This window comes from Pseudomonas sp. NPDC089407, from assembly GCF_044900445.1.
Classification (GTDB): Bacteria; Pseudomonadota; Gammaproteobacteria; order Pseudomonadales; family Pseudomonadaceae; genus Aquipseudomonas.
Genome location: NZ_JBJDNB010000014.1, coordinates 48,972 through 72,933, shown reverse-complemented (window position 1 = coordinate 72,933; position 23,962 = coordinate 48,972). Strand labels below are relative to the sequence as shown.

Sequence of the window (23,962 nt, the reverse complement as noted above, 5' to 3'; positions counted from 1 at the left end):
AGTTTAGAGGAACAATCCTGGTCCGGGTCGCGTTCCTTCGGGGAATCTGACGCCCACTTTCTGGATCTTGTTCCCGTCCATGGTCGCCACGGTCCAGATCGTGCCATGCCAATCGACCTGGTCGCCTACTACTGGAGCGCCTCCGACCTTCTGTCGGATGAACTGTGCCAGCGGCATTTTCGCGTCCAGGCCGTCCAGTTTCAGGCCGTACAACGCGGCCACCGCCCCCAGTTCGGCATCGCCCTCGAGCACAAAGTCGCCGAAGAAACGCAAGTCCAGCCCACGCTGCGGTGCCTGGCTGAACAGTTTGCCGAGCGCCGGCAGGTTATGTTCGTGGCCGATCACGCAGAGCATGTCGTCGACTTCCAGCACGGTACTGCCCGATGGGTGCAGCAGTTGCTCGCCGCGGAACAGCGCGGCAATCCGCGTGCCTTCTGGCATTTTCAGCTCGCGCAGGGCGGCGCCGATGCACCACTTTTCCTTGCCCAGCCGGTAGACGAACATTTCCCACTCGCTGGTGATGTGCACTTCCAGGGCGGAGCGGGAGATCGGTGCAGGGTCTGGCGGTACCGTCACTTTCAGCAGCTTGGCCATCCACGGCAGGCTGGTGCCTTGCACCAGTAGCGACACCAGCACGATGAAGAAGGCCAGGTTGAAGAACAGCTGGGCGTCCGGCAGGCCGGCCATCAGCGGGAACACCGCAAGGATGATCGGTACCGCGCCGCGCAGGCCGACCCAGGAGATAAAGCCCTTTTCGCGGCCGTGGAAGGCCTTGAACGGCAGCAGTGCCGCGACCACCGACAGTGGCCGTGCCACCAGGATCATCCACAGCGCCAGGCCCAGCGCCGGCAAGGCGATGGGCAGCAGGTCGTGTGGTGTGACCAACAGCCCCAGTACCAGGAACATGCCGATCTGCGCCAGCCAGGCCATGCCGTCGAGCATGTGCAGGATGCCGTGGCGGCTGCGGATCGGTTTGTTGCCCAGTACCAGGCCGCACAGGTACACGGCGAGGAAGCCGCTGCCGTGCAGGGCGTTGGTGAGCGAGAACACCACCAGGCCGCCGGCCACTACCAGAATCGGGTACAGGCCGCCGGCCAGGTTGATGCGGTTGACCAGTTGCAGCATCAGCCAGCCACCGCCCAGGCCCAATAACCCGCCGATGCCGAATTCACGCAGCAGGTGGGTGAGCAGGCTCCAGTGCAGGCCAGTCTGGCCGCTGGCGATCATGTCGATCAGGGTGACGGTTAGGAACACCGCCATCGGGTCGTTGCTGCCCGATTCGATTTCCAGCGTGGCAGTCACCCGCTCGTTCAGGCCCTTGCCGCCCAGCAGCGAGAACACCGCGGCGGCATCGGTTGAGCCGACGATGGCGCCGATCAGCAGGCCCTGGATCAGGCTCAGGTTGAACAGCCAGGCGGCGACCAGGCCGGTGAGTGCCGTGGTGATCATGACCCCGACGGTGGCCAGCGACAGCGCCGGCCACAGCGCCACGCGGAAGCTCGCTACGCGCGTGCGCAGGCCGCCGTCGAGCAGGATCACGGCCAGGGCCAGGTTGCCCACCAGGTAGGCAGTCGGGTAGTTGTTGAAGATGATGCCGCCACCATCGACACCGGCGACCATGCCGACCGCGAGGATGATGACCAAGATAGGGATGCCCAGGCGCGACGACAGCGAACTGACCAGGATACTTGCGCCCACCAGCAATGCGCCGATCAGGAACAGGCTGTTGATGGTGCTTGCATCCAAAGGCAGGTACTCCGGGATATCGCGGGAAAGGGGGCTTGGCTGCTTGACTTGGCAAGTCGCGTGCCAATCGATTCTAACCTGATGAATTGCCAGCATGTAAAGCGTTTCTGCAGATGTGCAAAAGGCACCGCGGTGGGTGCCTTTTGTTGTGTTGCCTATGCGGGCCTATTCGCGGGTGAACCCGCTCCTACAAGGGGTAACCTATTCTTGTAGGAGCGGCTTTAGCCGCGAAAGGGCCGGTGCAGGCTTACGCCTGCTTCACCTCACGCATTGGCTTGCCCTTCACCGGTGCACCGTTGGCCTTGTAGTACTTGGCGGTGCTGCGCGGCAAAGGCTTGCGGTTGCGGATCTTGTCCGAGATTTTCTCGGCGATCATGATGGTGGTGGCGTTGAGGTTGCCGGTGATGATGATCGGCATGATCGACGCATCGACCACACGCAGGCCTTTCATACCGTGCACGCGGCCTTCGCCATCGACCACGGCCATATCGTCGGTGCCCATCTTGCACGAGCAGGACGGGTGGAAGGCGGTTTCGGCGTGCTCGCGGATGAACTTGTCCAGTTCTTCGTCGGTTTGCACGTGGGCGCCCGGGCTGATCTCGCGACCGCGGTAGGGGTCCAGCGCCGGCTGGGCCATGATTTCACGGGTCAGGCGGATGCCGTCACGGAACTCCTGCCAGTCCTGCTCGGTGGCCATGTAGTTGAACAGGATGCTCGGGTGCTGGCGCGGGTCCTTCGACTTGGCCTGGATACGACCACGGCTTGGCGAGCGCATCGAGCCCATGTGCGCCTGGAAGCCGTGCTCCTTCACGCCATTGGAGCCGTTGTAGTTAATCGCGACCGGCAGGAAGTGGTACTGAATGTTCGGCCACTCGAACTCAGGGCGGGTGCGGATGAAACCACCGGCCTCGAACTGGTTGCTGGCGCCGATGCCGGTGCCTTTGAACATCCACTCGGCACCGATGGCCGGCTGGTTCCACCACAGCAGCGATGGGTACAGCGATACCGGCTGGGTGCAGGCGTACTGCAGGTACAGCTCAAGGTGGTCCTGCAGGTTTTCGCCAACGCCCGGCAGGTCGTGCACGACCGGGATGTCGAGGCTTTCCAGCAGGGCGCGCGGGCCAACGCCGGAACGCTGCAGCAGCTGTGGCGAAGCGATGGCGCCGGAGCTGACGATCACTTCCTTGCGCGCACGGGCTTCTACGCGCTCCTCGCTGTCGCCGACCAGGTAGGTCACGCCAACGGCGCGCTTGCCGTCGAACAGCACACGGTCGCTGAGGGCGTGGGTGACGATGGTCAGGTTCGGGCGCTTCTTGGCTTGGTCCAGGTAGCCGCGGGCGGTGCTGGAACGGCGGCCGTTCTTGGTCACCGAACGGTCCATCGGGCCGAAGCCTTCCTGCTGGTAGCCGTTGAGGTCTTCGGTGCGCGGGTAGCCGGCTTGCACGCCGGCTTCGACCATGGCGTGGAACAGCGGGTTGTTGCCGGCTTTTGGCGTGGCAACGCTGACCGGGCCTTCGCCACCGTGGTAGTCGTTGGGGCCGATGTCGCGCGTTTCGGCTTTACGGAAGTACGGCAGGCAGTCGAGGTAAGTCCAGTCCTCGAGGCCTGGCAGTTCCGCCCAGCCGTCGAAGTCCATGGCGTTGCCGCGGATGTAGCACATGCCGTTGATCAGCGACGAGCCACCCAGGCCCTTACCGCGACCGCACTCCATGCGGCGGCCGTCCATGAACGGCTCCGGGTCGGTCTCGTAGGCCCAGTTGTAGCGGCGGCCCTGCAGCGGGAAGGCCAGCGCAGCTGGCATCTGGGTGCGGAAGTCGAAGCGGTAGTCGGGGCCACCGGCTTCCAGCAGCAATACGGTGACGCCGGCATCTTCGGTCAGGCGGGTGGCCAGGGTGTTACCGGCGGAACCGGCACCGACGATGATGTAATCGTATTCCATGGGTTTCTCCCATTAGAGCGGCAAGCTTCAAGCTACAAGCTGCAAGAAAAAGCAGCCGTGCGAAGCTCGCGAATGGATGAGGCTTGCAAGGGCCGGTGGCATGCGCCGACCGGCTCTTTCTTGCAGCTTGAAGCTAACGACTTGCAGCTGTCGGTCAGAAGACCGACGAGTAGCCGCCCAGCTCTACCTGGACCGACTTGATGCGAGTGTATTGAGCCAGCGAGCTGACGCCGTTCTCACGGCCGACGCCCGACTGCTTGTAGCCACCGACCGGCATTTCGGCCGGCGATTCACCCCAGGCGTTGATCCAGCAGATACCGGCTTCGAGCTTGTGGATGATGCGGTGGGCGCGGCTGATGTCGTTGGTGCAGACACCGGCGGCCAGGCCGTAGTCGGTGTCGTTGGCACGGCGGATGACTTCTTCTTCGGTTTCGTAGGTGAGGATGCTCATCACCGGGCCGAAGATCTCTTCCTTGACGATGGTCATATCGTCGGTGCAGTCGGTGAATACGGTCGGGGCCACGAAGGCGCCGTTGGCGAAGTCACCGGCGGTCAGGCGTTCGCCGCCGCACAGTACGCGGGCACCTTCTTCCTTGCCCTTGGCGATGTAGCCCAGCACGCTTTCCATGTGCTGGAAGCTGACCAGCGGGCCGAAGTTGGTGTTTTCGTCTTCCGGGTTGCCAACGCGGATGCGGGCAACGCGCTCGGCGATCTTGGCTTCGAAGGCCGCTTTCATTTCAGCCGGGATGAACACGCGGGTGCCGTTGGTGCACACCTGGCCCGAGCTGTAGAAGTTGGCCATCATGGCGATGTCGGCGGCCTTGTCCAGGTCGGCGTCGGCGCAGATGATCAGGGGCGACTTGCCGCCCAGTTCCATGGTGACTTCCTTGAGCGACGAGCTCGAGGCGCTGGCCATGACCTTCTTGCCGGTGGTGGTGCCGCCGGTGAAAGAAACCTTTTCGATGCGTGGGTGCTCGGTCAGCCAGGTGCCGACTTCACGGCCGCTGCCGGTCAGCACGTTGAACACGCCGTTTGGCAGGCCGGCTTCGGTGTAGATCTCGGCCAGTTTCAGGGTGGTCAGCGAAGTGACTTCCGACGGCTTGAAGATCATTGCGTTGCCAGCGGCCAGGGCCGGGGCAGATTTCCACAGGGCGATCTGGATCGGGTAGTTCCAGGCACCGATACCCACGGTCACGCCCAGCGGCTCGCGGCGGGTGTAGACGAAGGACGATTCGCGCAGCGGGATCTGCTCGCCTTCGATGGCCGGTACCAGGCCTGCGTAGTATTCCAGCACGTCGGCGCCGGTGACGATGTCGACGTAGCGGGTTTCCGAGTACGACTTGCCGGTGTCCAGGGTTTCCAGCATGGCCAGCTCATCGTTGCGCTCGCGCAGGATGTCGACGGCGCGGCGCAGGATGCGCGAACGCTGCATGGCAGTCATCGCAGCCCAGACTTTCTGGCCACGCTCGGCGCTTTCGACGGCTTTCTCGACGTCAGCCTCTGTCGCACGTTGCACGTGGGCGAGGACTTCGCCGGTAGCCGGGTTGATGGCTTCGAAAGTGGCATCGCTGCCAGCGTCGACGTATGCGCCATCAATGTAGAGTTTTTGCGTTCCGAAACGGGCCATAGTGTCCTCGCAAGTGCAGTGTGTGGTTTGGCTTGCGCGTCACGCTCCTGCCGGGTTGGCAAGGGCCGTGCGCGCTGGGTCAGCAACCTGGTCGTTGGTAGCCAGGGTGTGCTGCTTAGCCAGTTGTAGATCCATGTATTCGTAAGCAATCCGTATCGCCTGGTCGGTGTCGAATGCATCACCCGACAGGGCACCACGCAGCCACAGGCCGTCGATCAAGGCTGCCAGGCCACGGGCTGCCTTGCGCGCATGGTAGAGCGGCAGGGCGCGGCGAAACTGGCAACACAGGTTGGAATACAAGCGGTGGTCGTTGATCCGCTGCAACCTGTGCAAATCGGGCTGGTGCATGCTGGAGGCCCAGAAGGCCAACCAGGTTTTCATTGCCGGGCCGTTCACCTGGCTGGCATCGAAGTTGCCCTCGATGATCACTTTCAGGTGAGCGCGCGGGCTGTCGTCCGTCAGGGCCTGGCGACGTGCTCGAACGCCTTCGTTGAGCATGCTCATGATGTAACCCATCGTCGCTGCAATCAGGCCGTTCTTGTCCCGAAAGTAGTGACTGATGATGCCGTTCGACACACCGGCCAAACGGGCAATCAGCGCAATGCTGGCGTCCCCCAGACCGACCTGATCGACCGCCAGCAACGTGGCTTCGATCAACTGCTGGCGGCGGATGGGTTGCATACCGACCTTGGGCATCTTGCTATCTCCTCAGGCCTCTTCGAGCAGACGACATGCGGCTGACTCGGCGAAGGCCAGTCTATTTTGTTTTGATTGAACGTTCAATCAATAAAGAATAAGCTCTGCGACAATTTGTGCCATTGACAGTTTTTCAGGCCGTCGAGCAGGCATGGATTGACACCCCAGGAAATCGCGTAACCCCCGGAATACAAGGCGTTGACGGGCATGAGCGATGCGAAATGCAGATTCTGCCGTGCGGCCACAGGCCCTGCGACAGGCCCTTGGAGCGGGCGGGGTGATCTGTGACGAATGCGCGCACCTCGGCATGAGGCGTGGCATTTTCAGCAGGCCACCTGTCTGTTTTTTTGCAACGTATCGATTCGGGATCACGGTTTCCAGGGTGCTTTTATAACACCTGACGCAGTGGGGATATTCCACCAATTGCTCGGGAAAGACTGATTAGCCTCCACAGCCGTACTGCCCGGAGCATTCGTGCAATGAGTTCTGCCTCACTTACCAAGCCCCCCGCCGAGAGGGTCCGGGTCAACCGCGTGGTGTTCTTCACCTCCGCGCTGATGATCCTTGTTCTGACTGCCTTGCTGATCGCCGTACCCGAAACCGCCGGCCAGGTGCTGGGCGTGGCCCAGAAGTGGCTGACGCGCACCTTTGGCTGGTACTACATGCTGGTCATCTGCGGCTACCTGGTGTTCGTCGTCTACCTGGCCTTCTCCGACTACGGCAGCCTCAAGCTGGGCGGCAAGGACGACCAGCCGGACTTCAGCTACGGCGCCTGGGCCGGCATGCTGTTCTCCTCCGGTATCGGTATCTCGCTGCTGTACTTCGGCGCTTCCGAGCCGCTGGACCACTATTTCAACCCACCGGAAGGCACCCCGGCCAGCCTCGAAGCTGCGCGCCAGGGCCTGCAGCTGACCTTCCTGCACTGGGGCCTGCATGGCTGGGCGATCTACGCCCTGGTCGGCCTGGCCGTGGGTTACTTCGCCTACCGCCACAACCAGCCCCTGGCCCTGCGCTCGGCGCTGTACCCGCTGGTCGGTGAGCGTTGGGTCAAAGGTGCCGCGGGCAATGCCGTGGACATCTTCGGCATGTTCGTCACCCTGCTGGGCCTGGTGACCAACCTGGGTATCGGCTCGATGCAGGTGTCGTCCGGCCTGGAATACCTGTTCGGCATGGACCACAGCAAGACCAACCTGCTGGTGGTGATCCTGGTCATGGCTGGCGTGGCTACCGTGGCAGCGGTTTCGGGTGTGGAAAACGGCATCCGCCGCCTGTCCAACCTGAACATTGCGCTGTTCAGCGGCCTGCTGATCTTCGTGTTACTGGGCGGCGAAACCCTGCACCTGCTCAATGGCTTCGTGCAGAACGTCGGCGACTACCTGAACGGTATCGTGCTGAAAACTTTCGACCTGTACGTGTACGAAGGCGAAGCCGGCAAGTCCGAGCGCTGGCTGGGCCTGTGGACCGTGTTCTACTGGGCCTGGTGGATTTCCTGGGGCCCGTTCGTCGGCATGTTCATTGCCCGTATCTCCAAAGGCCGCACCGTGCGCCAGTTGGTCATGGGCGTGCTGCTGATCCCGCTGGGCTTTACCCTGGCCTGGCTGTCGATCTTCGGCAACACCGCGCTGGACCTGGTGATCAACCAGGGCGCTGTAGAGCTGGGCAAGACTGCGCTGGAACAGCCTTCGATGTCGATCTACCAGCTGCTGGAATACTTCCCGGCGGCGAAGATCGTGATCGGTGTGGCGGTGTTCGTCGGCTTCGTGCTGTTCCTCACCCCGGCCGACTCCGGCGCGGTGATGATGGCCAACCTGTCGTGCAAAGGCGGCAAGGTCGACGAAGACGCCCCGCACTGGATGGTGGTGTTCTGGTCGGTGGTCATCACCCTGGTCACCATCGGCCTGCTGTTTGCCGGTAACTTCGAAGCCATGCAGACCATGGTGGTGCTGGCAGGCCTGCCGTTCTCGGTGGTGCTGGTGCTGTTCATGTTCGGCCTGTACAAGGCCATGAAGCAGGACGTGGCGGTCGAGCAGGAGCGTGCCGAGCTGGCCGCCCGTGGTCGTCGCGGCTTCAGCGAGCGTCTGTCCCAGCTTGAGCTGCAGCCGACCCAGGCCGTGGTGCAGCGTTTCATGGACAAGCAGGTCAGCCCGGCGCTGAAAGAGGCCGCTGCGCAGCTGCAGACCCTGGGCTTCGAGGTGGAAACCCGCGTTGGCCAGTCGCGCAACATGATGGGCCTGCGGGTGATGATGGACGAGGGCAACCCGTTCGTTTACGAAGTGAGCCTGGACGGCTACATGGCCGCACCGAGCGAAGCACCGGTGGAAGGCGAGCCGGAAGTGCGCCAGCGCTTCTACCGTGCCGAGGTATACTTGCACGATGGCAGCCAGGAGTACGACCTGATGGGCTTTGCGCCTGAGCAGATCGTGCGTGATGTGCTGGACCAGTTTGAAAGCCACCGCCAGTTGCTGGGGCGTGTGTACAGCTGAGCCACGCTAGTAAGAAGGGCCTTGCCGTGTGCAAGGCCTTTTTTTTGCCCAAGCTTTATGTATCCCACGCGGTTGACACCGCCAAGGCACCTTGCTGGTTTTGCCCAAAGGTGCTGCACATGAACCCTCCCGCCTTCGACTTCCAGTACGCTGCCGCCAGGCAGTTTTCCGACCGTCCGACGTTACGCCAAGTGGCGAGTCGCCAGCTGTTGAAGGTCTTGCTGGCTGAGCTGCCGTGGCTTGCCTACGTGACGCCTGCGCTGCCGGATGCCGACCCGTTGATGCTCGATAGCCCAGACCCCGACACACCTTACTGGACCACGCAGCCGTTGCTCGGCAGAGTGCTCGAAGCGCTGCTTGGCCCTGGCGAGCTGGACCTGGAGCCTATCGGCGAGCGCCATTACAAGCTTGGCTTGACGGCAGACTATCGCTTTGCAGGCTCGGACAGTGAATTCGCAACGCGACAACTGGCCGGTTTGTCGGCCCCGCTCAATGAATTGCTTGAACAGCTGCCGCGACGGTTCTGTGAAGCGCAGCTGGACTATTGGCGGGCGAAGGGTAGCGCTGGCGTTAGCCGGGACAGCTGGTTGCAGTTGTTGCTGCGCACCGCCCTGTTGCGCGGTCTACCGCTGCAAGGCCTGGACCAAGAGGAGCAGGCTTGCTTACGGGGCTTGATCAGCGGTGGCAAAGACCAGCCCCCGGTGTTTGTCGTGCGGGCCAAGTTGGAAAATGGCTCGCTGTATTTTCAGGAGAAGCTCAGCAGTTTGCTGGTGATGGGCGAGTCCGATGCCCGTCAGATGGTGTTGTGGTGCGCCCCGTCGGGCATTGTCCGTAGTTTTGCCTCGTTATCCGCATTCGGCGAAGGCTTGCGCGACGAATTGGCCCAGCGCTACAGCTTCGACAGTCTCAGCTGGACCCGCTGCAGCGTTGAGGGCAACGTGTTTGCCCAACAGGTATCGCTGCTTCTCGACGGCATGTTCGAACGCGTTGACCTGTTACGTCACGACAATTTTGCCGATGTCGACGAGCTTGAGCGGTGCTACGCCCGGTTGAGCGATCCAGCCGCCTGGTTCCTCCGATATGAGGACGAGACGGCAGCGGTTGCATCACCCCCGGGGATCGCTACCTGTTCCCCGCAGGACAGTTTTGCATGGCGTGCTGCTTTGCTGCAGTTGGCGCTGCACCACATGGATGCCGATGGCGTGTCAGCGCTGGATGGTATCCAGCCATTAACGGAGTACGCCAGCCACAAGTTGAGTGAGCGGATCGCCAAGGACCATGGCGATGACACCTCTCCCGATGACCTGCTGCTGGATTTGTACCTCGCCCGCGGGGTACCGGGCGGGGCGGCGACGGGTGCAGGTGGTGGTGAGCCATTGGTGTTTGTCGGCAGCAAGACCCTGACACAGTTCGCCATCGGCAACCTTGCTTCGCTAAAGGGTGCTTTCATCAAACAAATTCGCCGCAAGGACGGCAAGGCAAGCCCGACCTGGCTGACTGCAACGGCCGCTGCACAACTGGTGACTGAGCTCGATATCGGGGGCCGGTATCCGGCCTACGTGGCTGCTCAGCTGAACGACCCTGCCGGGCGAGCCGAGCGTGTGATGCGCTTTGGCAAGGCGTGGCGAAGCGCATTCCTGGCGAGTGCCCTGACGGGGAAACTGGACGATAAGGTTTCCGAAACCGGCTTGCAGAGCGTGGTTGATTTCTGCGCAGGTCATGTGGACCCGCAGACGCCTAGAATGACCATTTTCCCCCTGGCATTCAGGCGCAGTAGCACTTCTACCCACAAAGACGCGGTGCGTGGCATGTACGTGCTGTTCTGTGCCGAGCCGCGCCGGGTGTTGTTGTACCGGCCCCTGTATCGGCAGGACACCGTTCGCGAGTATGCGAGCCTCGACGCATTACTTGAACATGTCCGAGATTCGTCGTTGCTGCAAGCCAGCATCCTCGACTGGATGGAGCCTGGCGCTAAGACTGTCTACCAGCAAGGTGGCTTCACTGAGCCGCATATCGTCAGCCTGGGCATCGACCCGTATGCACTGCCCGAGCGTCCAGCCCCGGCGCTGCTCGACATCAAGTTCTGGCACAACGACCTCGACGAGCGCTTCTACAAGGCCAATGCTGATTTGCTGATCGAGCTGGCAGACCTGCAATCGGTTTCCACTGCCGAAAGCCGCTGGGCGCTCCTGACTGAGGGGGCCTGGCTGTTGTTCGATGTAGTGACCTTGGCGGTGCGCGGCCCGGTTGCTACAGCTGCTTGGCTCGTGCAGCTGCTGACGTCGTTGCAGCATGACCTGACGGCGCTGGAGCAGGGCAGCGATTTCGACCGGCCTGCTGCCGTTGCCGATCTGTTGCTGAACCTGTCCATGGTATTGCTGCATGCCCATCAACCGAATCTTGAAGTATCCCGTGAGGTCTTGCCTGGCGCCTTTAGCTTTGAAGGCGCCCGAGGTCAAACAGGAGCGTTCAGTGAAGTGGCGGTCAAACCCATTGAACAGGCACTCATCCCCCTGGTCGGCCAGGCGATAGACTTTTCGTGGCGCGGCCAGCACGGCTTCAACTGGTTGCCGCCGGCACAACGCAAACAGTTGCAGGCCATGCGCTCGAGCGTGTCGGTCAACGGGTTGCGGCCGCTGCCTGAGGGTATGTATGCGGGGTTGTATCACATCGATGACAATTACTATGCCGCCATGTCAGGTGACGTCTACCGCGTAGAGGTTTTGCCAGAGGGTGTGCGGGTAGTTGATGACCAAGGCGCATCAGGGCCCTGGCTTGTGGTCGCCAATGATGTCTGGCGTATCGATACCGCGTTACGCCTTGCCGGGGGCGTCCCGGGTGGCGCGGCGCGGATTGCCGCGCGTTTCAACGCCATGCATACGCAAGTTGCGCGCCTGGACCTTGAAATCGCAAACGTCAGGTTGGACGTGGCCAAGGCAGGTTCTGATGTAGTCTCTGCTGGGCGCGAGCTTGAAGCCGTGCAGCGCTTGCGCAGTGGTTTGCAGACACAGATCGGTTCGGCACCGGCGACCGAGGAACTCTCGGGTTTGCAATCGCTGGCGCTGAAATATGACCAGAAAATCGCCGCGCTAAAGACTCGTATCGTGCAAGCGCGGGAACTGGCGGCTACTTCGTTGGAAGAAGCCGTTCGCAAAGGTCAGGATCGGCTAGGGCTGTTATCGACCATGGCAGAAGCCAAGTATGCGACCCAGCGCAGGATCGGCGCCTGGGACCCGGTGCTTGAAGAGCACCAGGCTACGACCCGAGTCGACCTGATCCGCGACAGCCAGTTCGTTTTCAACGAGTTTCAGATCCTTGCCGACTACCCTCAGCTGAGCGTGCTGCAAAGTAACCTTGATGGTAAGCCCTTGGCAGAAGTTGGCCAACAATACGCCGCCCTTCGCGACCGTTTAGCGGTTGTTGCTGACTACCAGGACCGCATGCTCGCGATGCGCATCGTACTGGATGATTTGTTGGCCAGTTCGCCGGATGAGCTGGTCATTTCCTCGGTCATTCCCGAGCACCAGCAAACGGTGGGGCAGTTGATCGGTGAGCGCAAATTCACCACGGTCCAGCTGCGCTTCCACCAGGTTCAAAACCTGGCGGATCTGGCGCTGCATCTGGACGCGGCTTCCGGCCGACAGGCGCTTGCTGCTTATCGGGACGAACTGGTCGGGCTGTCCCTGCGCAGTGCGGCTGATGCACACGGTGAACTGGATCTGGCCAACCTTTCGTCAGAAGACCAGGTGGTGATCCTGCAGGAGGCATGGGATGAGTACTCTGCTGCGTTGCTCAACAGTGCTCGCATGCTGCGTGACGGCGGCGAATTGGTAGAGCCTGCCATGCTGGAACGGTACCGCCAGCATGTCGAGCAATTGAAGCGTGATGCGGGTCAACGCCTGGTCGCCGCGCTGCAGCAACCAGCCCTTGATGCGGCGGGTAAACGTGTACCGTATCGGGTTTCCACCGAGCAACAGCGGGTAGTGCGCAACCGCGAGGGCCAGCTGATGATTGGCACGCAGGTCGAGATCGACGGCCAGCCTGTCGTCGAGGTGCGCGAAGGGTTCAGTGAGCAGATGCTGGCGACGTTTGACCTGGTGGAGGGCCAGTGGGTGCAGCGTGTCAGCAAGCGCCCATCATTGACCGAACATAGCGCGCCGAGCGACCTGCCGATGTGGGTCCAGGCGTTGCTGGATGAGAGTACCACTGTGCGGGCCAAGGCCAGTGATTATGTCGAGAACGATATCAAAGGCCCCTTGCTTGCGCAGCTGTTTGACCAGCAGCTGGAGAAACTGGACAAGGCGGTTGATGTGGTGCGCGATGCCGGAGGTAACGATGCGCTGATAAGGAGCCTGGAGCGTGACGCCGATACCTTACGCCACGAGAAGCGGCTGCAACTGACAACGCTGTATACCGATACCCACTATCCTTCAGCTGAGGCGTTGCGTTTCCTGCATGGCGAAGGTTTGATCCAGGTCGAGTACATCGCCAGGCAGACCATGCAGGATGGAGGCGTCTTTGATGAATACCGAATTGTTCGCCTGCCAAGCAGACGCTACCTCTGGGCCGCGCATTTCCATTTGCCTACGCCTGTCGCCAACGCTGAGGATTTTACCGTGGGCCATCTCAAGACCTGGAGCCAGCGTCGGCTCAGTAGCCGCCTGGCGGCCATTGCGGGTCAGCGGTTGCATCGCGGCAAACTGACACTGGAACAGGCCAGGGGCATCATTCCGTTCCGCTGACCTGGCCAGCCGGGGCGACGGTACGGCGGCTGCGATGCGCGGGCATCGTCTGGTTGCCCCGTTCGGCAATCATCTGTTCAAGGCTGATCAGTTCGATGCCCTGGCTTTTCAGGTGGGGTAACTCCCGCGCCAGTACTGCCAGTGTCTGCGGATACGGGTGGCCGATCAGCACTGCCGAGCCCTGTTTACGGGCAAGGGCGACACCCTGTTGCAACTGCTGGTCGATCGCTTCGAGCGTCCGTTCATTGTCCAGGAACACATCGCGTGAGACCTGCGCCAGGCCCACTTTCTGTGCATGTGCCGCCGCTACGGTAGCGGCACTGGTGCGGCTGTCTACAAAAAACAGGTGACGGCGCTGCAGCTCGGCCATCAGCCAGGCCATCGCCTCGTTCTGGGCAGTCATGCGGCTGCCCATGTGGTTATTCACGCCCACGGCGCAAGGGACTTTGCTCAACGCCATGTCCAGGCGCTTGGCCAGCTTTTCGAGCGGCACACCAGGGTGCCAGGCGTATGGCCCGGTGGCCGGGTCCATGGGCATGTGCAGGATCACGGTCTTACCGGCCTTGTGCGCCTGGCGGGCGAAGTCGGTGGCGTGCGGGGTGTCGGGCATGATCGCCATGGTCACCGGCCCGGGCAGGGCCAGGGTGCGGCTGTCACGTTCGGGGCTCTGGCCCAGGTCGTCGATGATGATGCTCAGGTAGGCCTTGCCGGCCGGCGCCGCTTGCGCGACCCCGGCCAACAGGCAGAACAACAGACACAGCAGGTAACGCATCGTGAGGATCATTTGCCCGAGGTGATGTTCAGCCCTTTGAGCAGGCTCAGGGCCTGGCTCAGCTGGAAGTCGTCATCCTGCGGGCGCTCCTTGCGCTTGCTGCTGCCGGTCGGGCGGTCGGCGCCGCCATTGCCGTTGCCCAGGTGGCCCTGCAGGTCGGCTTCCTTGAAGTTGTCGGTATCGACTTCGGCGGTAAGCTTGGCCGGGCGCACTTCGATGTCGGGGACAATGCCCTGGGCCTGGATCGAGCGGCCGTTGGGGGTAAAGTACAGCGCGGTGGTCAGCTTCAAGGCGCGGTCATTGGCCAGTGGCAGCACGGTCTGCACCGAGCCTTTGCCGAAGCTGTCGGTGCCCATCAGCACGGCGCGCTTCTGGTCCTGCAGGGCGCCGGCGACGATTTCCGAGGCCGAGGCACTGCCGCCGTTGATCAGCACCACCAGTGGCACGCCTTCGCTGGCATCGGCCGGGTCGGCCGAGAAACGCAGCTCGGAGTTGGCGATGCGGCCCTTGGTGTACACGATCAAACCCTTGGTCAGGAAGTGGTCGGCCACTTCCACGGCCGATTGCAGCACGCCGCCGGGGTTGTTGCGCAGGTCCAGCACCACGCCGCGCAGCTTCTTGCCGTTGTCCTTGCGCAGCTTGGCCAGGGCCTTGCCCACCTCGTCGCCGGTCTTGACCTGGAACTGGGTGATGCGGATGTAGCCGTAGTCGTTCTCCAGCAACTGGCTCTTCACGCTCTTGACCTGGATGACTGCGCGGGCCAGGGTCACATCAAACGGGTTACCGCCGTCACGCACCAGGGTCAGGGTGATTTTCTCGCCAACCTTGCCGCGCATCTTGTCGACCGCTTCGGTCATGGTCTGGCCGCGGGTCGGCGCGCCGTTGATCTTGACGATCAGGTCGCCGGCCTGCACGCCGGCACGCGAGGCCGGGGTGTCGTCGATGGGCGAGACCACCTTGATGAAGCCGTCTTCCTGGCCCACTTCGATGCCCAGCCCGCCGAACTCGCCGCTGGTGCTCTCCTGCAGCTCCTGGAAGTCCTCGGGGCCCAGGTAGGCCGAGTGTGGGTCAAGGTTGCTGAGCATGCCCTTGATGGCATTCTCCAGTAGGGTCTTGTCGTCCACCGGCTCGACATAGGCGGCCTTGATGCGGTCCATGACCTCGGCGAAGGTGCGCAGTTCTTCCAGCGGCAACGGCGCTTTTGCGGTCACCTCGGTGGCCGGTACGGCTGCAGGCTGAGCCGCGTGCGCCGGCTGTGCGGCAATGGCCAGGGGCGCGCCGACCGCCAGGGCGATGGACAGGGCCAGCTGGGTGAGACGAGGCGAGTGCAGCATGTCGAACGAACTCCTGATCCTGTAAGCGCTCCCAGGGGAGCATCGGCGCAGCATTCAGGCTACACCGTAGATATTTTAGCCTCGGCACCACTGCGAAGGGTCGGTAGGCCGGCCCTGCTGGCGGATGGCGAAGTACAAGCCTGCCGCGTCCTGGCCACCGCTGTCGCCAACGGTGGAAATGGCTTCACCGGCCTTGACGATATCACCGGCGCTCTTGAGCAGGCTCTGGTTGTGGCCGTACAGGCTCAGGTAACCGTTGCCATGGTCGAGAATGACCAGAAGCCCGGCGCCGCGCAACCAGTCGGCGAACACCACGCGCCCGCCGTGTACCGCACGCACCTGGGTGCCTGGGTTGGCGCTGATCATCACCCCGTCCCACTTGGCACGGGCGTCGCTGCCACGGGCATCACCGAAGCGTGCCAGTAATCGACCATTGACCGGCCACGGAAGTTTGCCCCGTGCTGCAGAAAAAGCGCCGCCGTAGTTGGCGCCGTCGCTGGAGACCATCGGCCCGAGGGTGGTGCGGGCCTTTTTCGGCGGCTCTACAGGCTCGGCGGGCTCGCGCGCTTGCTCGCGGGCAGCGGCGGCGGCCAGCGCTTCCTGCTGGCGGCGTTTTTCGGCTTCCTGCTTGGCCAGCAGGGCCTTTTGCCGTGCTTCTTCAGCCTCGCGGGCCTGACGCGCCAGGGTTTCTTCGATGGTCTTGAGCACTTTGGCCAGGTCGGCCTGATCCTGCTGGCGTGATTGCAGCTTCTGGTCGCGGTCCTTCATGTCGCTATTGAGCTTGGCCAGTACCTGCTGGCGCTTGCCACGCTCGGTTTCCAGGGCCTGGCGGCGGGTGTCCAGGTCGGCGCGTTGGGCCAGCAGCTGTTGCTGCTGGGTAGCGATCTCCTGTTCGACGTTGGCCAGTTGGCGCAGGGTCTCGTTGAAGGTGCGCAGTTGCTCCAGGCGCGCCTTGCTGACGTAGTCGTAGTAAGTGAGGGTTCGCGCGAACTTCTCGGGGTTCTGCTGGTTGAGCAGAAGCTTGAGGTATTCCTCGCGGCCGTTCTGGTAGGCCGAACGGGCCTGGATGGCGATCAGTCGCTGTTGTTCAACGCGGGCGCTCTGGAGTTTTTTTTTCTCGGTATCAAGGCGCTCCAGCTCGCCCTCAGTCTTTTTTAGTTCTTGCTGCAGGGCCTCCACCTGCTTTTCGAGGTTGCCGATATCGGTCTCGGTGGCTTTGAGGTCCTTTTGCACACCGGCTTTTTCTTCCTGGAGCTTGCCCAGCGTCTTCTTGAGCTCGGCAATGTCCTGACGGGTGGCGTCCAGTTGCTGCTGGGTCTGTGCACGCTCATCGGCGAAGGCCGGGCTGAGCAGGCAAGACAGGGCTAGGAGGATCAGGGCGCGAAGCATGGGGTTTGGCGTACCAAGGATGGAGACTGGCCTAGTATGCCCGCGCGGGCGGGCAAAAAAAACGCCTCGCTGCGGGTGCAGGGGGGCGTTTGTCTGGAATTCATGTGTTATTGGGGGCTGCTGCGCAGCCCGATCGCGACACAAGGCCGCTCCTACAGCCATCACGCGGTCCCCTGTAGGAGCGGCCTTGCGTCGCGATGGGGCCGCAAAGCGGCCCCCTTAACACCGAATCAGGCGTCGACGAGGATCGAAGTCCCGGTCATTTCCACCGGCTTCTCCAGCCCCAGCAGCTTCAGCATTGTAGGCGCCACATCAGCCAGCACGCCACCGTCCCGCACTTTCACGTTACGCTTGCCCACATAGATGAACGGCACCGGCTCAGTGGTGTGCGCAGTGTGCGCCTGGCCAGTGCACTCGTCTTCCATCTGCTCGACGTTGCCGTGGTCAGCGGTAATCAGCGCTTCGCCACCGACCTTGTCCAGGGCTTCAACAATGCGCCCGACACAGGTATCCAGCGCTTCGACGGCCTTGACTGCGGCTTCGAACACGCCCGTGTGGCCGACCATGTCGCCGTTGGCGTAGTTGACCACAATCACATCGAAACGCTGCTGCTCGATGGCTTCGACGATGTGATCGGTCACTTGCGGGGCGTTCATTTCCGGCTGCAGGTCATAGGTGGCGACCTTTGGCGAAGGGATCAGGATGCGCTCTTCGCCTTCGAACGGCTCTTCGCGGCCGCCGGAGAAGAAGAAGGTAACGTGGGCGTATTTCTCGGTTTCGGCGATGCGCAGCTGGGTCTTGCCGTTCTTCGCCAGGTATTCGCCCAGTACGTTGTTCAGGCTGGAAGGCGCAAAGGCAGCCGGTGCGGCAATTTTCGCCGAGTACTGGGTCAGGCCGATGTAAGCCGCCATCTTCGGCAGGCGCGCACGGGCGAACTCGGCAAAGTCTGGCTCGACAAAGGCACGCGACAGCTCGCGGGCGCGGTCGGCACGGAAGTTCATGAAGATCACGGCATCGCCATCTTCGACCTTGACCGCTTCGCCGATGCGCGTGGCCTTGACGAACTCATCGCTTTCGTCGCGGGCGTAGGCCGCTTCCAGGCCGGCCTGGGCGGTGTCGGCGGTGTATTCGGCGACGCTATCGACGATCAGGTTGTAGGCGGCGCTGACGCGGTCCCAGCGGTTGTCGCGGTCCATGGCGTAGTAGCGGCCGATCAGGCTGGCGATGCGGCCTTTGCCAAGCTTGGCGAAGGTGCTGTCGAGCAGCTCGATGGACGACTGCGCGCTGCGTGGCGGGGTGTCGCGGCCATCGAGGAAGGCGTGCAGGTAAATTTTCTCGGCACCACGTTGTGCTGCCAGTTCAGCCATTGCCACCAGGTGGTCCTGATGGCTGTGTACGCCGCCGTCGGACAGCAAGCCAAGGATGTGCACGGCCTTGCCGGCACCCACTGCCTGGTCCACCGCACCGGTCAGCACCGGGTTCTGGAAGAATTCGCCGTCGCGGATGGCCTTGGTCACCCGGGTGAAGTCCTGGTACACGACGCGACCGGCGCCGAGGTTCATGTGACCGACTTCGGAGTTGCCCATCTGCCCGTCCGGCAGGCCGACATCCATGCCCGAGCCGGAAATGAGGCCGTGCGGCAGGGTGGCGCGCAGCCGATCATAAACCGGGGTATTGGCGGCAAAAATGGCGTTGTGTTCGGGGGTTTCACTGTGGCCGAAGCCATCCAGGATGATCAGGACCAGGGGTTTGGGCGTACTCGTCATCAATCAAACTCACGGTTGTTCAAAGATGATAAAGAAACGCATTTTAGGGCAAATCCGCCACCCACGGCGAATATTCGTCCCGTTCCCCCGACCGGCGCACCTGTGATAGCCATATGAAGGTTGGTTTTGCCGCCGGCCCGTCGGGCTTTGGTGGCACCCTGGGGCTGTGTATACTGGCCGGCATTTTCAATCGCCTGGAACACCGCTGATGGTTGCTCACCTGATTCAATTCGCGACAGATCACTACATCCTGGTTGCGATCTTCCTCATTCTGCTGGTTCTGCTGCTCATCAATGAAATCCGCCGTGGCGGCCAGAGCCTGAGCAATGGCCAGCTGACCGCCCTGGTCAACGCCGACAAGGCGCTGGTGATCGACATTCGCCCGGCCAAGGAATACGCCGCCGGCCACATCGTCGGTGCAGTGAACATCCCGCAGGACAAGCTGGCCACTCGCATGGGCGAACTGGAAAAGCACAAAGAGAAGACCCTGATCATCGTCGATGCGATGGGCCAGCAGTCGGGCACGCACTGCCGTGAACTGCTAAAAGCCGGTTACAACGCCGCCAAGCTGAGCGGTGGCGTTTCCAGCTGGAAAGCCGATAACCTGCCCCTGGTGAAGTGATATGAAGCCCGTCATCGTCTATTCCAGCGACTACTGCCCGTACTGCATGCGCGCCAAGCACCTGCTTGAGAGCAAGGGCGTGGCCTACGAGGAAATCAAGGTCGACGGCAAGCCGCAGGTTCGCGCCGAAATGAGCCAGAAGGCCGGCCGTACATCGGTGCCGCAGATCTGGATCGGCAGCACCCATGTCGGTGGATGCGATGACCTCTATGCCCTGGAACGTGCCGGCAAGCTCGACGCGCTGCTGGCGGCCTGATTTGCACTGCATTCAAAAACATTAGGATAAGGATCTGCCATGACTGACCAACAGACCAACGGCGCTGCTGCAGAAGACAACAGCCCTCAGTTCTCCCTGCAGCGCATTTATGTACGCGACTTGTCGTTCGAGGCCCCGAAAAGCCCGCAGATCTTCCGCCAGACCTGGGAACCGAGCGTTGCCCTGGACCTGAACACCAAGCAAAAGGCCCTGGAAGGTGACTTCCATGAGGTGGTACTGACCCTGTCGGTTACCGTCAAGAACGGTGACGAAGTGGCGTTCATCGCTGAAGTGCAGCAGGCGGGTATCTTCCTGATCGCCAACCTCGATGCGCCTTCGATGAGCCATACCCTGGGTGCGTTCTGCCCGAACATCCTGTTCCCGTATGCCCGTGAGACCCTGGACAGCCTGGTGACCCGCGGTTCGTTCCCGGCACTGATGCTGTCGCCGGTCAACTTCGACGCCCTGTACGCGCAGGAAATGCAGCGCATGCAGGAAGCTGGCGAAGCGCCGACCGTTCAGTAAGTTTTGCTGTTATCAAGAAAGCGCCTCCCGGGGCGCTTTTTTGTTGCCTGTGCGGGCCCTATCGCCGGCAAGCCAGCTCCCACAGGTACTGCACAGGACCTGAGCTGTACGCGGTCCTTGTGGGAGCTGGCTTGCCGGCGATAGGGCCAGTGCAGGCTATACATCAGCTCCCGGCAAACCCATTCTGCCGCCACGCCTCATACACCGTCACCGCCACGGTGTTGGACAGGTTCAGGCTGCGGCACCCCGGCCGCATCGGCAGGCGCAAGCGCTGTTCGGCCGGCAGGCTGTCCAGCACCTCGGCCGGCAACCCACGGCTCTCCGGCCCAAACAGGAAGGCATCACCCGGCTGGTAGGCCACCTCATGGAACGGGTGCGAGCCCTTGGTGGTAAAGGCGAACAGCCGCGGGTTGCCCAGGCTTTCCAGGCATCCGGCCAGGCTCTCGTGGCGCTTGAGCGTGGCATACTCGTGGTAGTCCAGCCCCGCACGGCGCAGGCGCTTGTCATCCAGTTCGAAGCTGATGGGTTCGATCAGGTGCAGGTGGCAGCCGCTGTTGGCGCACAGGCGAATGATGTTGCCGGTATTCGGCGGAATTTCTGGTTGAAAAAGGATGACGTGAAACATGCACGGCTCCAAGCGTGAAGATGACGGGCATTCTACCCCCGAACCGGACGTGCGTTCGAAGGCGATGCCGCGGATGATCCTGTCGCTGGCAATCGTCGGGGTGATGGTGGGGCTGATGATCGGCCGCCTGACCGCGCCCGAAGAGCGCGAGTTGCAGCAGGTGCAGGTTGTGCAGGACGGCCTGGCGCTGTGGTTCAACGAAGAGCCCAAGCTGCACGGCGAGAACGTGGAAGGTACGGTGGCGTTGCTGTTCCAGGCCCAGGGCGAGCCCCAGCAGGGGCAACTGAGCCTGCAAGGCAAACCGGTGAGCTGGCGTGTGCAGCACAGCAAGGAAGGGTTGTTGCTGACGGTGGTGGCCGCGCGCCCCCTGCGCGGCGAGTGGGCCGGTGCAGAGGACGCTGGGCGCTGGCGGGTGCAGGTGAAACTGCACGAATAAAAGAGGGGATATCCCGGCCTGCCTGTACCAGGGTCCCCTGAAAGGGCTGCGGCGTATTGCGTGTAAAGGGGGGATGGCCCGGCCTGCCTGTACCGAGGTCCCCGAAAGCGGCGGTGCTGCGAATAAAAGAGGGGTTCACCCGGCCTGCCTGTACCAGGGCCCCCGAAACTGGGTATGTATTAGCTATTGCAGGGGGCGTGCCAGTTTTGCAAAGCCCGGGAATATTGGGGTTTGAGGGGGTTTTGGCCGGGCTTTGAGGGGATTTGTGCCTTGCTGAGGTGCAGTGAGCACAGGAACGGTGCGCGATATGGCTGAAATTTTTGGGGCCGCTTTGCGGCCCAATCGCGACACAAGGCCGCTCCTACAGGGGAACGCGAATTCCTGTAGGAGCGGCCTTGCGTCGCGAAGGGCTGCACAGCAGCCCCAAGGATCTTGCAGGCTTACTAGGAATTAGTGCTCATCACCTTCCTCTTCATCCCCCCCAGCCACATTCATCCCCAGCTCCTTGATCTTGCGCGTCAGGGTATTGCGCCCCCAGCCCAGCAGCAGCGCCGCATCACGCCGGCGCCCGGCAGTGTGCTTGAGCGCCGTCTCGATCATGATCCGCTCAAAGCTCGGCACGGCGCTGTCCAGCAGGTTGGTCTGCCCGCGCGCCAGCGCCTGGTCGGCCCATTGGCGCAGGGCCTGCTCCCAGTTGGTTACCGGCGCGGCGTCCTGTGGCAGGTTCAGCAGTTCAGGCGGCAGGTCGCCGATCAGCACTTCACGGCTGGAGGCCATCACGGTGATCCAGCGGCAGGTGTTTTCCATCTGCCGCACGTTACCCGGCCATGGCAGGTTGCGGATGAACTCTTCGGTTTCAGGCTTGAGAACTTTCGGCTCGACGGCCAGCTCCTGGGCTGCACGGGCGAGGAAGTGCCGGGCCAGTGCCGGGATGTCCTCGCGGCGGTCGGCCAGGCGCGGGATATGAATGCGGATCACGTTCAGGCGGTGGAACAAGTCCTCGCGGAACTTGCCGGCCTGCACCAGTGACTCGAGGTTTTGGTGCGTGGCGGCGATGATACGCACATCAACCTTGACCGGCACATGGCCGCCCACCCGGTAGAACTCGCCATCGGCCAGCACGCGCAGCAGGCGGGTCTGGGTGTCGGCAGGCATGTCACCGATTTCGTCGAGGAACAGCGTGCCGCCGTCGGCCTGTTCGAAACGGCCACGGCGCAGGTTGGCAGCGCCGGTGAAGGCGCCTTTTTCATGGCCGAACAGCTCGGATTCCATCAGGTCCTTGGGGATGGCAGCCATGTTCAGGGCAATGAACGGCGACGCCGCACGCGGGCTGTGGCGGTGCAGGGCGTGGGCCACCAGCTCTTTACCGGTACCCGACTCGCCGTTGATCAGCACGGTGATGTTCGAGTGGCTAAGGCGACCGATGGCGCGGAACACCTCCTGCATGGCCGGGGCTTCGCCGATGATCTCCGGGGTGGCCGCCAGGCTCTGCGGCACATCCAGCCCTTGTTGTTCCTGGGAATGCTGGTTGGCACGCTTGACCAGCGACACCGCTTCGTCGACGTCGAATGGCTTGGGCAGGTACTCGAAAGCACCGCCCTGGTACGAGGCCACCGCACTGTCCAGGTCGGAATGCGCGGTCATGATGATTACCGGCAGGCGCGGGTGCTGTTCGCGAATCTGTGCCAGCAGGTCTAGGCCGCTGGCGCCCGGCATGCGAATGTCGGAAATGATCACGTCGGGCTGCTGGCGAGCCAGGCGGCCCATTACACCGTCTGCGCTGTCGAAGCTCTGGGTGGTCATGCCTTCCTGTTGCAGGGCTTTTTCCAGGACCCAGCGGATGGAGCGATCATCGTCGACGATCCATACGGTTTCACTTCGGCTCATGAGGCGGTGGCTCCTTGTTCCAGGGGCAGGTAGATCGAGAAGGCGGTGTGCCCTGCGTGGCTTTCACACTCGATCAGGCCCTGGTGCTGGCTGATGATGTTCTGGGTAATGGCCAGGCCCAGCCCGGTACCGTCCGGGCGGCCACTGACCATGGGATAGAAGAGGGTGTCTTGCAGTTCCGGCGGGATGCCCGGGCCGTTGTCGATGATTTCCACCCGGGCGACCAGGCGATGACGCACATGGCCGATGGTGAATTGGCGCAAGGCGCGGCTGCGCAGGGTGATGCGGCCCAGGCGCAGTTCATTCTGCGAACTGATCGCCTGCATGGCATTGCGCACGATGTTAAGTACCGCCTGGATCATCTGTTCGCGGTCGATCAGCACGTCTGGCAGGCTTGGGTCGTAGTCGCGCACCAACGTGATGCAGCCTTGGCTTTCGGCCTCGACCAGGCTGCATACCCGCTCCAGCACTTCGTGAATATTGGTCATGGCCAGCGACGGCAGCTTGTTCGAACCGAGCATGCGGTCGACCAGGTTACGCAGGCGGTCGGCCTCTTCGATGATCACGTTGGTGTAGTCGCGCAGGCCTTCTTCGGGCAGCTCCCGGGCCAGCAACTGGGCGGCGCCACGGATGCCCCCGAGGGGGTTCTTGATTTCGTGGGCCAGGCCGCGCACCAGCATCTTGGTGGTTTCCTGCTTGCTCAGCTGGGCCTCTTCCTTGGTAATGCGCAGCAGCCGGTCGCGTGGGTGTACCTCCAGCAACAGCAGGGTCTGGCCCTGGTGCAGGATTGGCGTTACCGCGTAGTCGACGGTGATGGTCTGCCCGGTCAGCGAGGTGAGCTGTGCTTCACGCTTGGTGAACGGGTGCGCCTGCTCGACGGCCTGGCGCAGCGAGCTGAGCGCCTCGGTCGATTCAGTGAACAGTTCGCTGATGAACTGCCCATGGCTGCGCTGGCCACTGACCGCCAGCAGCATTTCTGCAGCCGGGTTCATGTATTCCAGGCGCAGCTCGGCATTGAGCAGCAACGTGGCGGTGGTCAGGTTGTCCAGAAGCAGACGGTGCTGTGCATCGCTGATGGTCATGAGTGTGGTTGACCTCTTTTGGCGCTTGTCTGGCG

Annotated in this window: 17 protein-coding genes; 6 read left to right on the top strand and 11 right to left on the bottom strand. The window is 62.5% G+C overall.

Features of this window, described 5'->3' with window-relative positions; translation table 11 throughout:
* Window positions 1-3: 3 nt before the first annotated feature.
* The 4 genes from ACI2KG_RS13085 to betI all read right to left on the bottom strand — a co-directional run bounded on the left by ACI2KG_RS13085 (window position 4) and on the right by betI (window position 6,008).
* Window positions 4-1,746: a potassium/proton antiporter gene (locus ACI2KG_RS13085; protein ID WP_201201866.1), complete on the bottom strand. Its 1,743-nt coding sequence runs from the start codon at window positions 1,744-1,746 to the stop codon at window positions 4-6.
* 247 nt (window positions 1,747-1,993) lie between these two features.
* Window positions 1,994-3,685 (bottom strand): choline dehydrogenase, encoded by a 1,692-nt coding sequence (betA, locus tag ACI2KG_RS13080; RefSeq protein ID WP_404662177.1) that lies wholly within the window; start codon window positions 3,683-3,685, stop codon window positions 1,994-1,996.
* Window positions 3,686-3,839: 154 nt separating this feature from the next.
* A complete protein-coding gene (gene betB, locus ACI2KG_RS13075) occupies window positions 3,840-5,312 on the bottom strand; it encodes a betaine-aldehyde dehydrogenase (protein WP_404662176.1) in 1,473 nt (490 codons plus the stop codon).
* Window positions 5,313-5,351: 39 nt separating this feature from the next.
* Entirely contained in the window at window positions 5,352-6,008 is a 657-nt protein-coding gene (betI, locus tag ACI2KG_RS13070; protein WP_400612411.1) for a transcriptional regulator BetI, read from the bottom strand.
* Window positions 6,009-6,544: 536 nt separating this feature from the next.
* Here betI and ACI2KG_RS13065 point away from each other — a divergent pair.
* Window positions 6,545-8,491: a BCCT family transporter gene (locus ACI2KG_RS13065; protein ID WP_400613236.1), complete on the top strand. Its 1,947-nt coding sequence runs from the start codon at window positions 6,545-6,547 to the stop codon at window positions 8,489-8,491.
* 119 nt (window positions 8,492-8,610) lie between these two features.
* Window positions 8,611-13,233 carry a dermonecrotic toxin domain-containing protein gene (locus tag ACI2KG_RS13060; RefSeq protein WP_404662175.1) on the top strand — a complete coding sequence of 1,541 codons (4,623 nt, stop codon included), beginning with the start codon at window positions 8,611-8,613 and terminating at the stop codon, window positions 13,231-13,233.
* On the opposite strand, the gene ACI2KG_RS13055 is transcribed toward ACI2KG_RS13060, so the two are convergent.
* The 4 genes from ACI2KG_RS13055 to gpmI all read right to left on the bottom strand — a co-directional run bounded on the left by ACI2KG_RS13055 (window position 13,217) and on the right by gpmI (window position 18,494).
* On the bottom strand, window positions 13,217-14,005 hold the full coding sequence (locus ACI2KG_RS13055) for a divergent polysaccharide deacetylase family protein (RefSeq protein ID WP_404662174.1): 789 nt from the start codon (window positions 14,003-14,005) through the stop codon (window positions 13,217-13,219). The genes ACI2KG_RS13060 and ACI2KG_RS13055 overlap by 17 nt on opposite strands.
* 8 nt (window positions 14,006-14,013) lie before the next feature.
* Window positions 14,014-15,339, bottom strand: a complete 1,326-nt coding sequence (locus ACI2KG_RS13050) for a S41 family peptidase (protein WP_400612404.1) — start codon at window positions 15,337-15,339, stop codon at window positions 14,014-14,016.
* A gap of 75 nt (window positions 15,340-15,414) precedes the next feature.
* A complete protein-coding gene (locus tag ACI2KG_RS13045) occupies window positions 15,415-16,728 on the bottom strand; it encodes a murein hydrolase activator EnvC family protein (protein ID WP_404662173.1) in 1,314 nt (437 codons plus the stop codon).
* Between the two features lie 230 nt (window positions 16,729-16,958).
* Window positions 16,959-18,494, bottom strand: coding sequence for a 2,3-bisphosphoglycerate-independent phosphoglycerate mutase (gene gpmI, locus ACI2KG_RS13040; RefSeq protein ID WP_404662172.1), 1,536 nt, complete (start codon window positions 18,492-18,494; stop codon window positions 16,959-16,961).
* Window positions 18,495-18,702: 208 nt separating this feature from the next.
* Here gpmI and ACI2KG_RS13035 point away from each other — a divergent pair, with 208 nt between their 5' ends.
* From ACI2KG_RS13035 to secB, 3 genes are read left to right on the top strand one after another with little or no spacing between them, the layout of a single operon-like run.
* The gene (locus tag ACI2KG_RS13035; RefSeq protein ID WP_400612397.1) at window positions 18,703-19,116 is read left to right on the top strand and encodes a rhodanese-like domain-containing protein; all 414 of its coding nucleotides are present in this window, start codon (window positions 18,703-18,705) and stop codon (window positions 19,114-19,116) included.
* Window position 19,117: 1 nt separating this feature from the next.
* Window positions 19,118-19,372, top strand: coding sequence for a glutaredoxin 3 (gene grxC / locus ACI2KG_RS13030; RefSeq protein ID WP_400612395.1), 255 nt, complete (start codon window positions 19,118-19,120; stop codon window positions 19,370-19,372).
* Window positions 19,373-19,411: 39 nt separating this feature from the next.
* The gene (secB, locus tag ACI2KG_RS13025; protein ID WP_404662171.1) at window positions 19,412-19,897 is read left to right on the top strand and encodes a protein-export chaperone SecB; all 486 of its coding nucleotides are present in this window, start codon (window positions 19,412-19,414) and stop codon (window positions 19,895-19,897) included.
* A gap of 163 nt (window positions 19,898-20,060) precedes the next feature.
* Here secB and trmL read toward each other — a convergent pair whose 3' ends face one another.
* Window positions 20,061-20,522 carry a tRNA (uridine(34)/cytosine(34)/5-carboxymethylaminomethyluridine(34)-2'-O)-methyltransferase TrmL gene (gene trmL / locus ACI2KG_RS13020; RefSeq protein WP_012274606.1) on the bottom strand — a complete coding sequence of 154 codons (462 nt, stop codon included), beginning with the start codon at window positions 20,520-20,522 and terminating at the stop codon, window positions 20,061-20,063.
* Between trmL and ACI2KG_RS13015 the strand changes: the two genes are divergently transcribed.
* Window positions 20,521-20,958 carry a hypothetical protein gene (locus ACI2KG_RS13015; protein WP_404662170.1) on the top strand — a complete coding sequence of 146 codons (438 nt, stop codon included), beginning with the start codon at window positions 20,521-20,523 and terminating at the stop codon, window positions 20,956-20,958. The genes trmL and ACI2KG_RS13015 overlap by 2 nt on opposite strands.
* Before the next feature lie 450 nt (window positions 20,959-21,408).
* Here ACI2KG_RS13015 and ntrC read toward each other — a convergent pair whose 3' ends face one another.
* A complete protein-coding gene (gene ntrC, locus ACI2KG_RS13010; protein ID WP_400612391.1) occupies window positions 21,409-22,845 on the bottom strand; it encodes a nitrogen regulation protein NR(I) in 1,437 nt (478 codons plus the stop codon).
* Window positions 22,842-23,927, bottom strand: a complete 1,086-nt coding sequence (glnL, locus tag ACI2KG_RS13005) for a nitrogen regulation protein NR(II) (RefSeq protein WP_025340937.1) — start codon at window positions 23,925-23,927, stop codon at window positions 22,842-22,844. The genes ntrC and glnL overlap by 4 nt, the downstream gene beginning before the upstream one ends.
* Between the last annotated feature and the right edge of the window lie 35 nt (window positions 23,928-23,962).

Coding starts and splice junctions, on each gene's coding strand:
- ntrC (WP_400612391.1), bottom strand. CDS start 22,845: ATGAGCCGAAGTGAAACCGTATGGATCGTCGACGATGATCGCTCCATC.
- ACI2KG_RS13055 (WP_404662174.1), bottom strand. CDS start 14,005: ATGCGTTACCTGCTGTGTCTGTTGTTCTGCCTGTTGGCCGGGGTCGCG.
- betB (WP_404662176.1), bottom strand. CDS start 5,312: ATGGCCCGTTTCGGAACGCAAAAACTCTACATTGATGGCGCATACGTC.
- grxC (WP_400612395.1), top strand. CDS start 19,118: ATGAAGCCCGTCATCGTCTATTCCAGCGACTACTGCCCGTACTGCATG.
- betA (WP_404662177.1), bottom strand. CDS start 3,685: ATGGAATACGATTACATCATCGTCGGTGCCGGTTCCGCCGGTAACACC.
- ACI2KG_RS13045 (WP_404662173.1), bottom strand. CDS start 16,728: ATGCTTCGCGCCCTGATCCTCCTAGCCCTGTCTTGCCTGCTCAGCCCG.
- ACI2KG_RS13035 (WP_400612397.1), top strand. CDS start 18,703: ATGGTTGCTCACCTGATTCAATTCGCGACAGATCACTACATCCTGGTT.
- secB (WP_404662171.1), top strand. CDS start 19,412: ATGACTGACCAACAGACCAACGGCGCTGCTGCAGAAGACAACAGCCCT.
- betI (WP_400612411.1), bottom strand. CDS start 6,008: ATGCCCAAGGTCGGTATGCAACCCATCCGCCGCCAGCAGTTGATCGAA.
- ACI2KG_RS13050 (WP_400612404.1), bottom strand. CDS start 15,339: ATGCTGCACTCGCCTCGTCTCACCCAGCTGGCCCTGTCCATCGCCCTG.
- gpmI (WP_404662172.1), bottom strand. CDS start 18,494: ATGACGAGTACGCCCAAACCCCTGGTCCTGATCATCCTGGATGGCTTC.
- glnL (WP_025340937.1), bottom strand. CDS start 23,927: ATGACCATCAGCGATGCACAGCACCGTCTGCTTCTGGACAACCTGACC.
- trmL (WP_012274606.1), bottom strand. CDS start 20,522: ATGTTTCACGTCATCCTTTTTCAACCAGAAATTCCGCCGAATACCGGC.
- ACI2KG_RS13015 (WP_404662170.1), top strand. CDS start 20,521: ATGCACGGCTCCAAGCGTGAAGATGACGGGCATTCTACCCCCGAACCG.
- ACI2KG_RS13060 (WP_404662175.1), top strand. CDS start 8,611: ATGAACCCTCCCGCCTTCGACTTCCAGTACGCTGCCGCCAGGCAGTTT.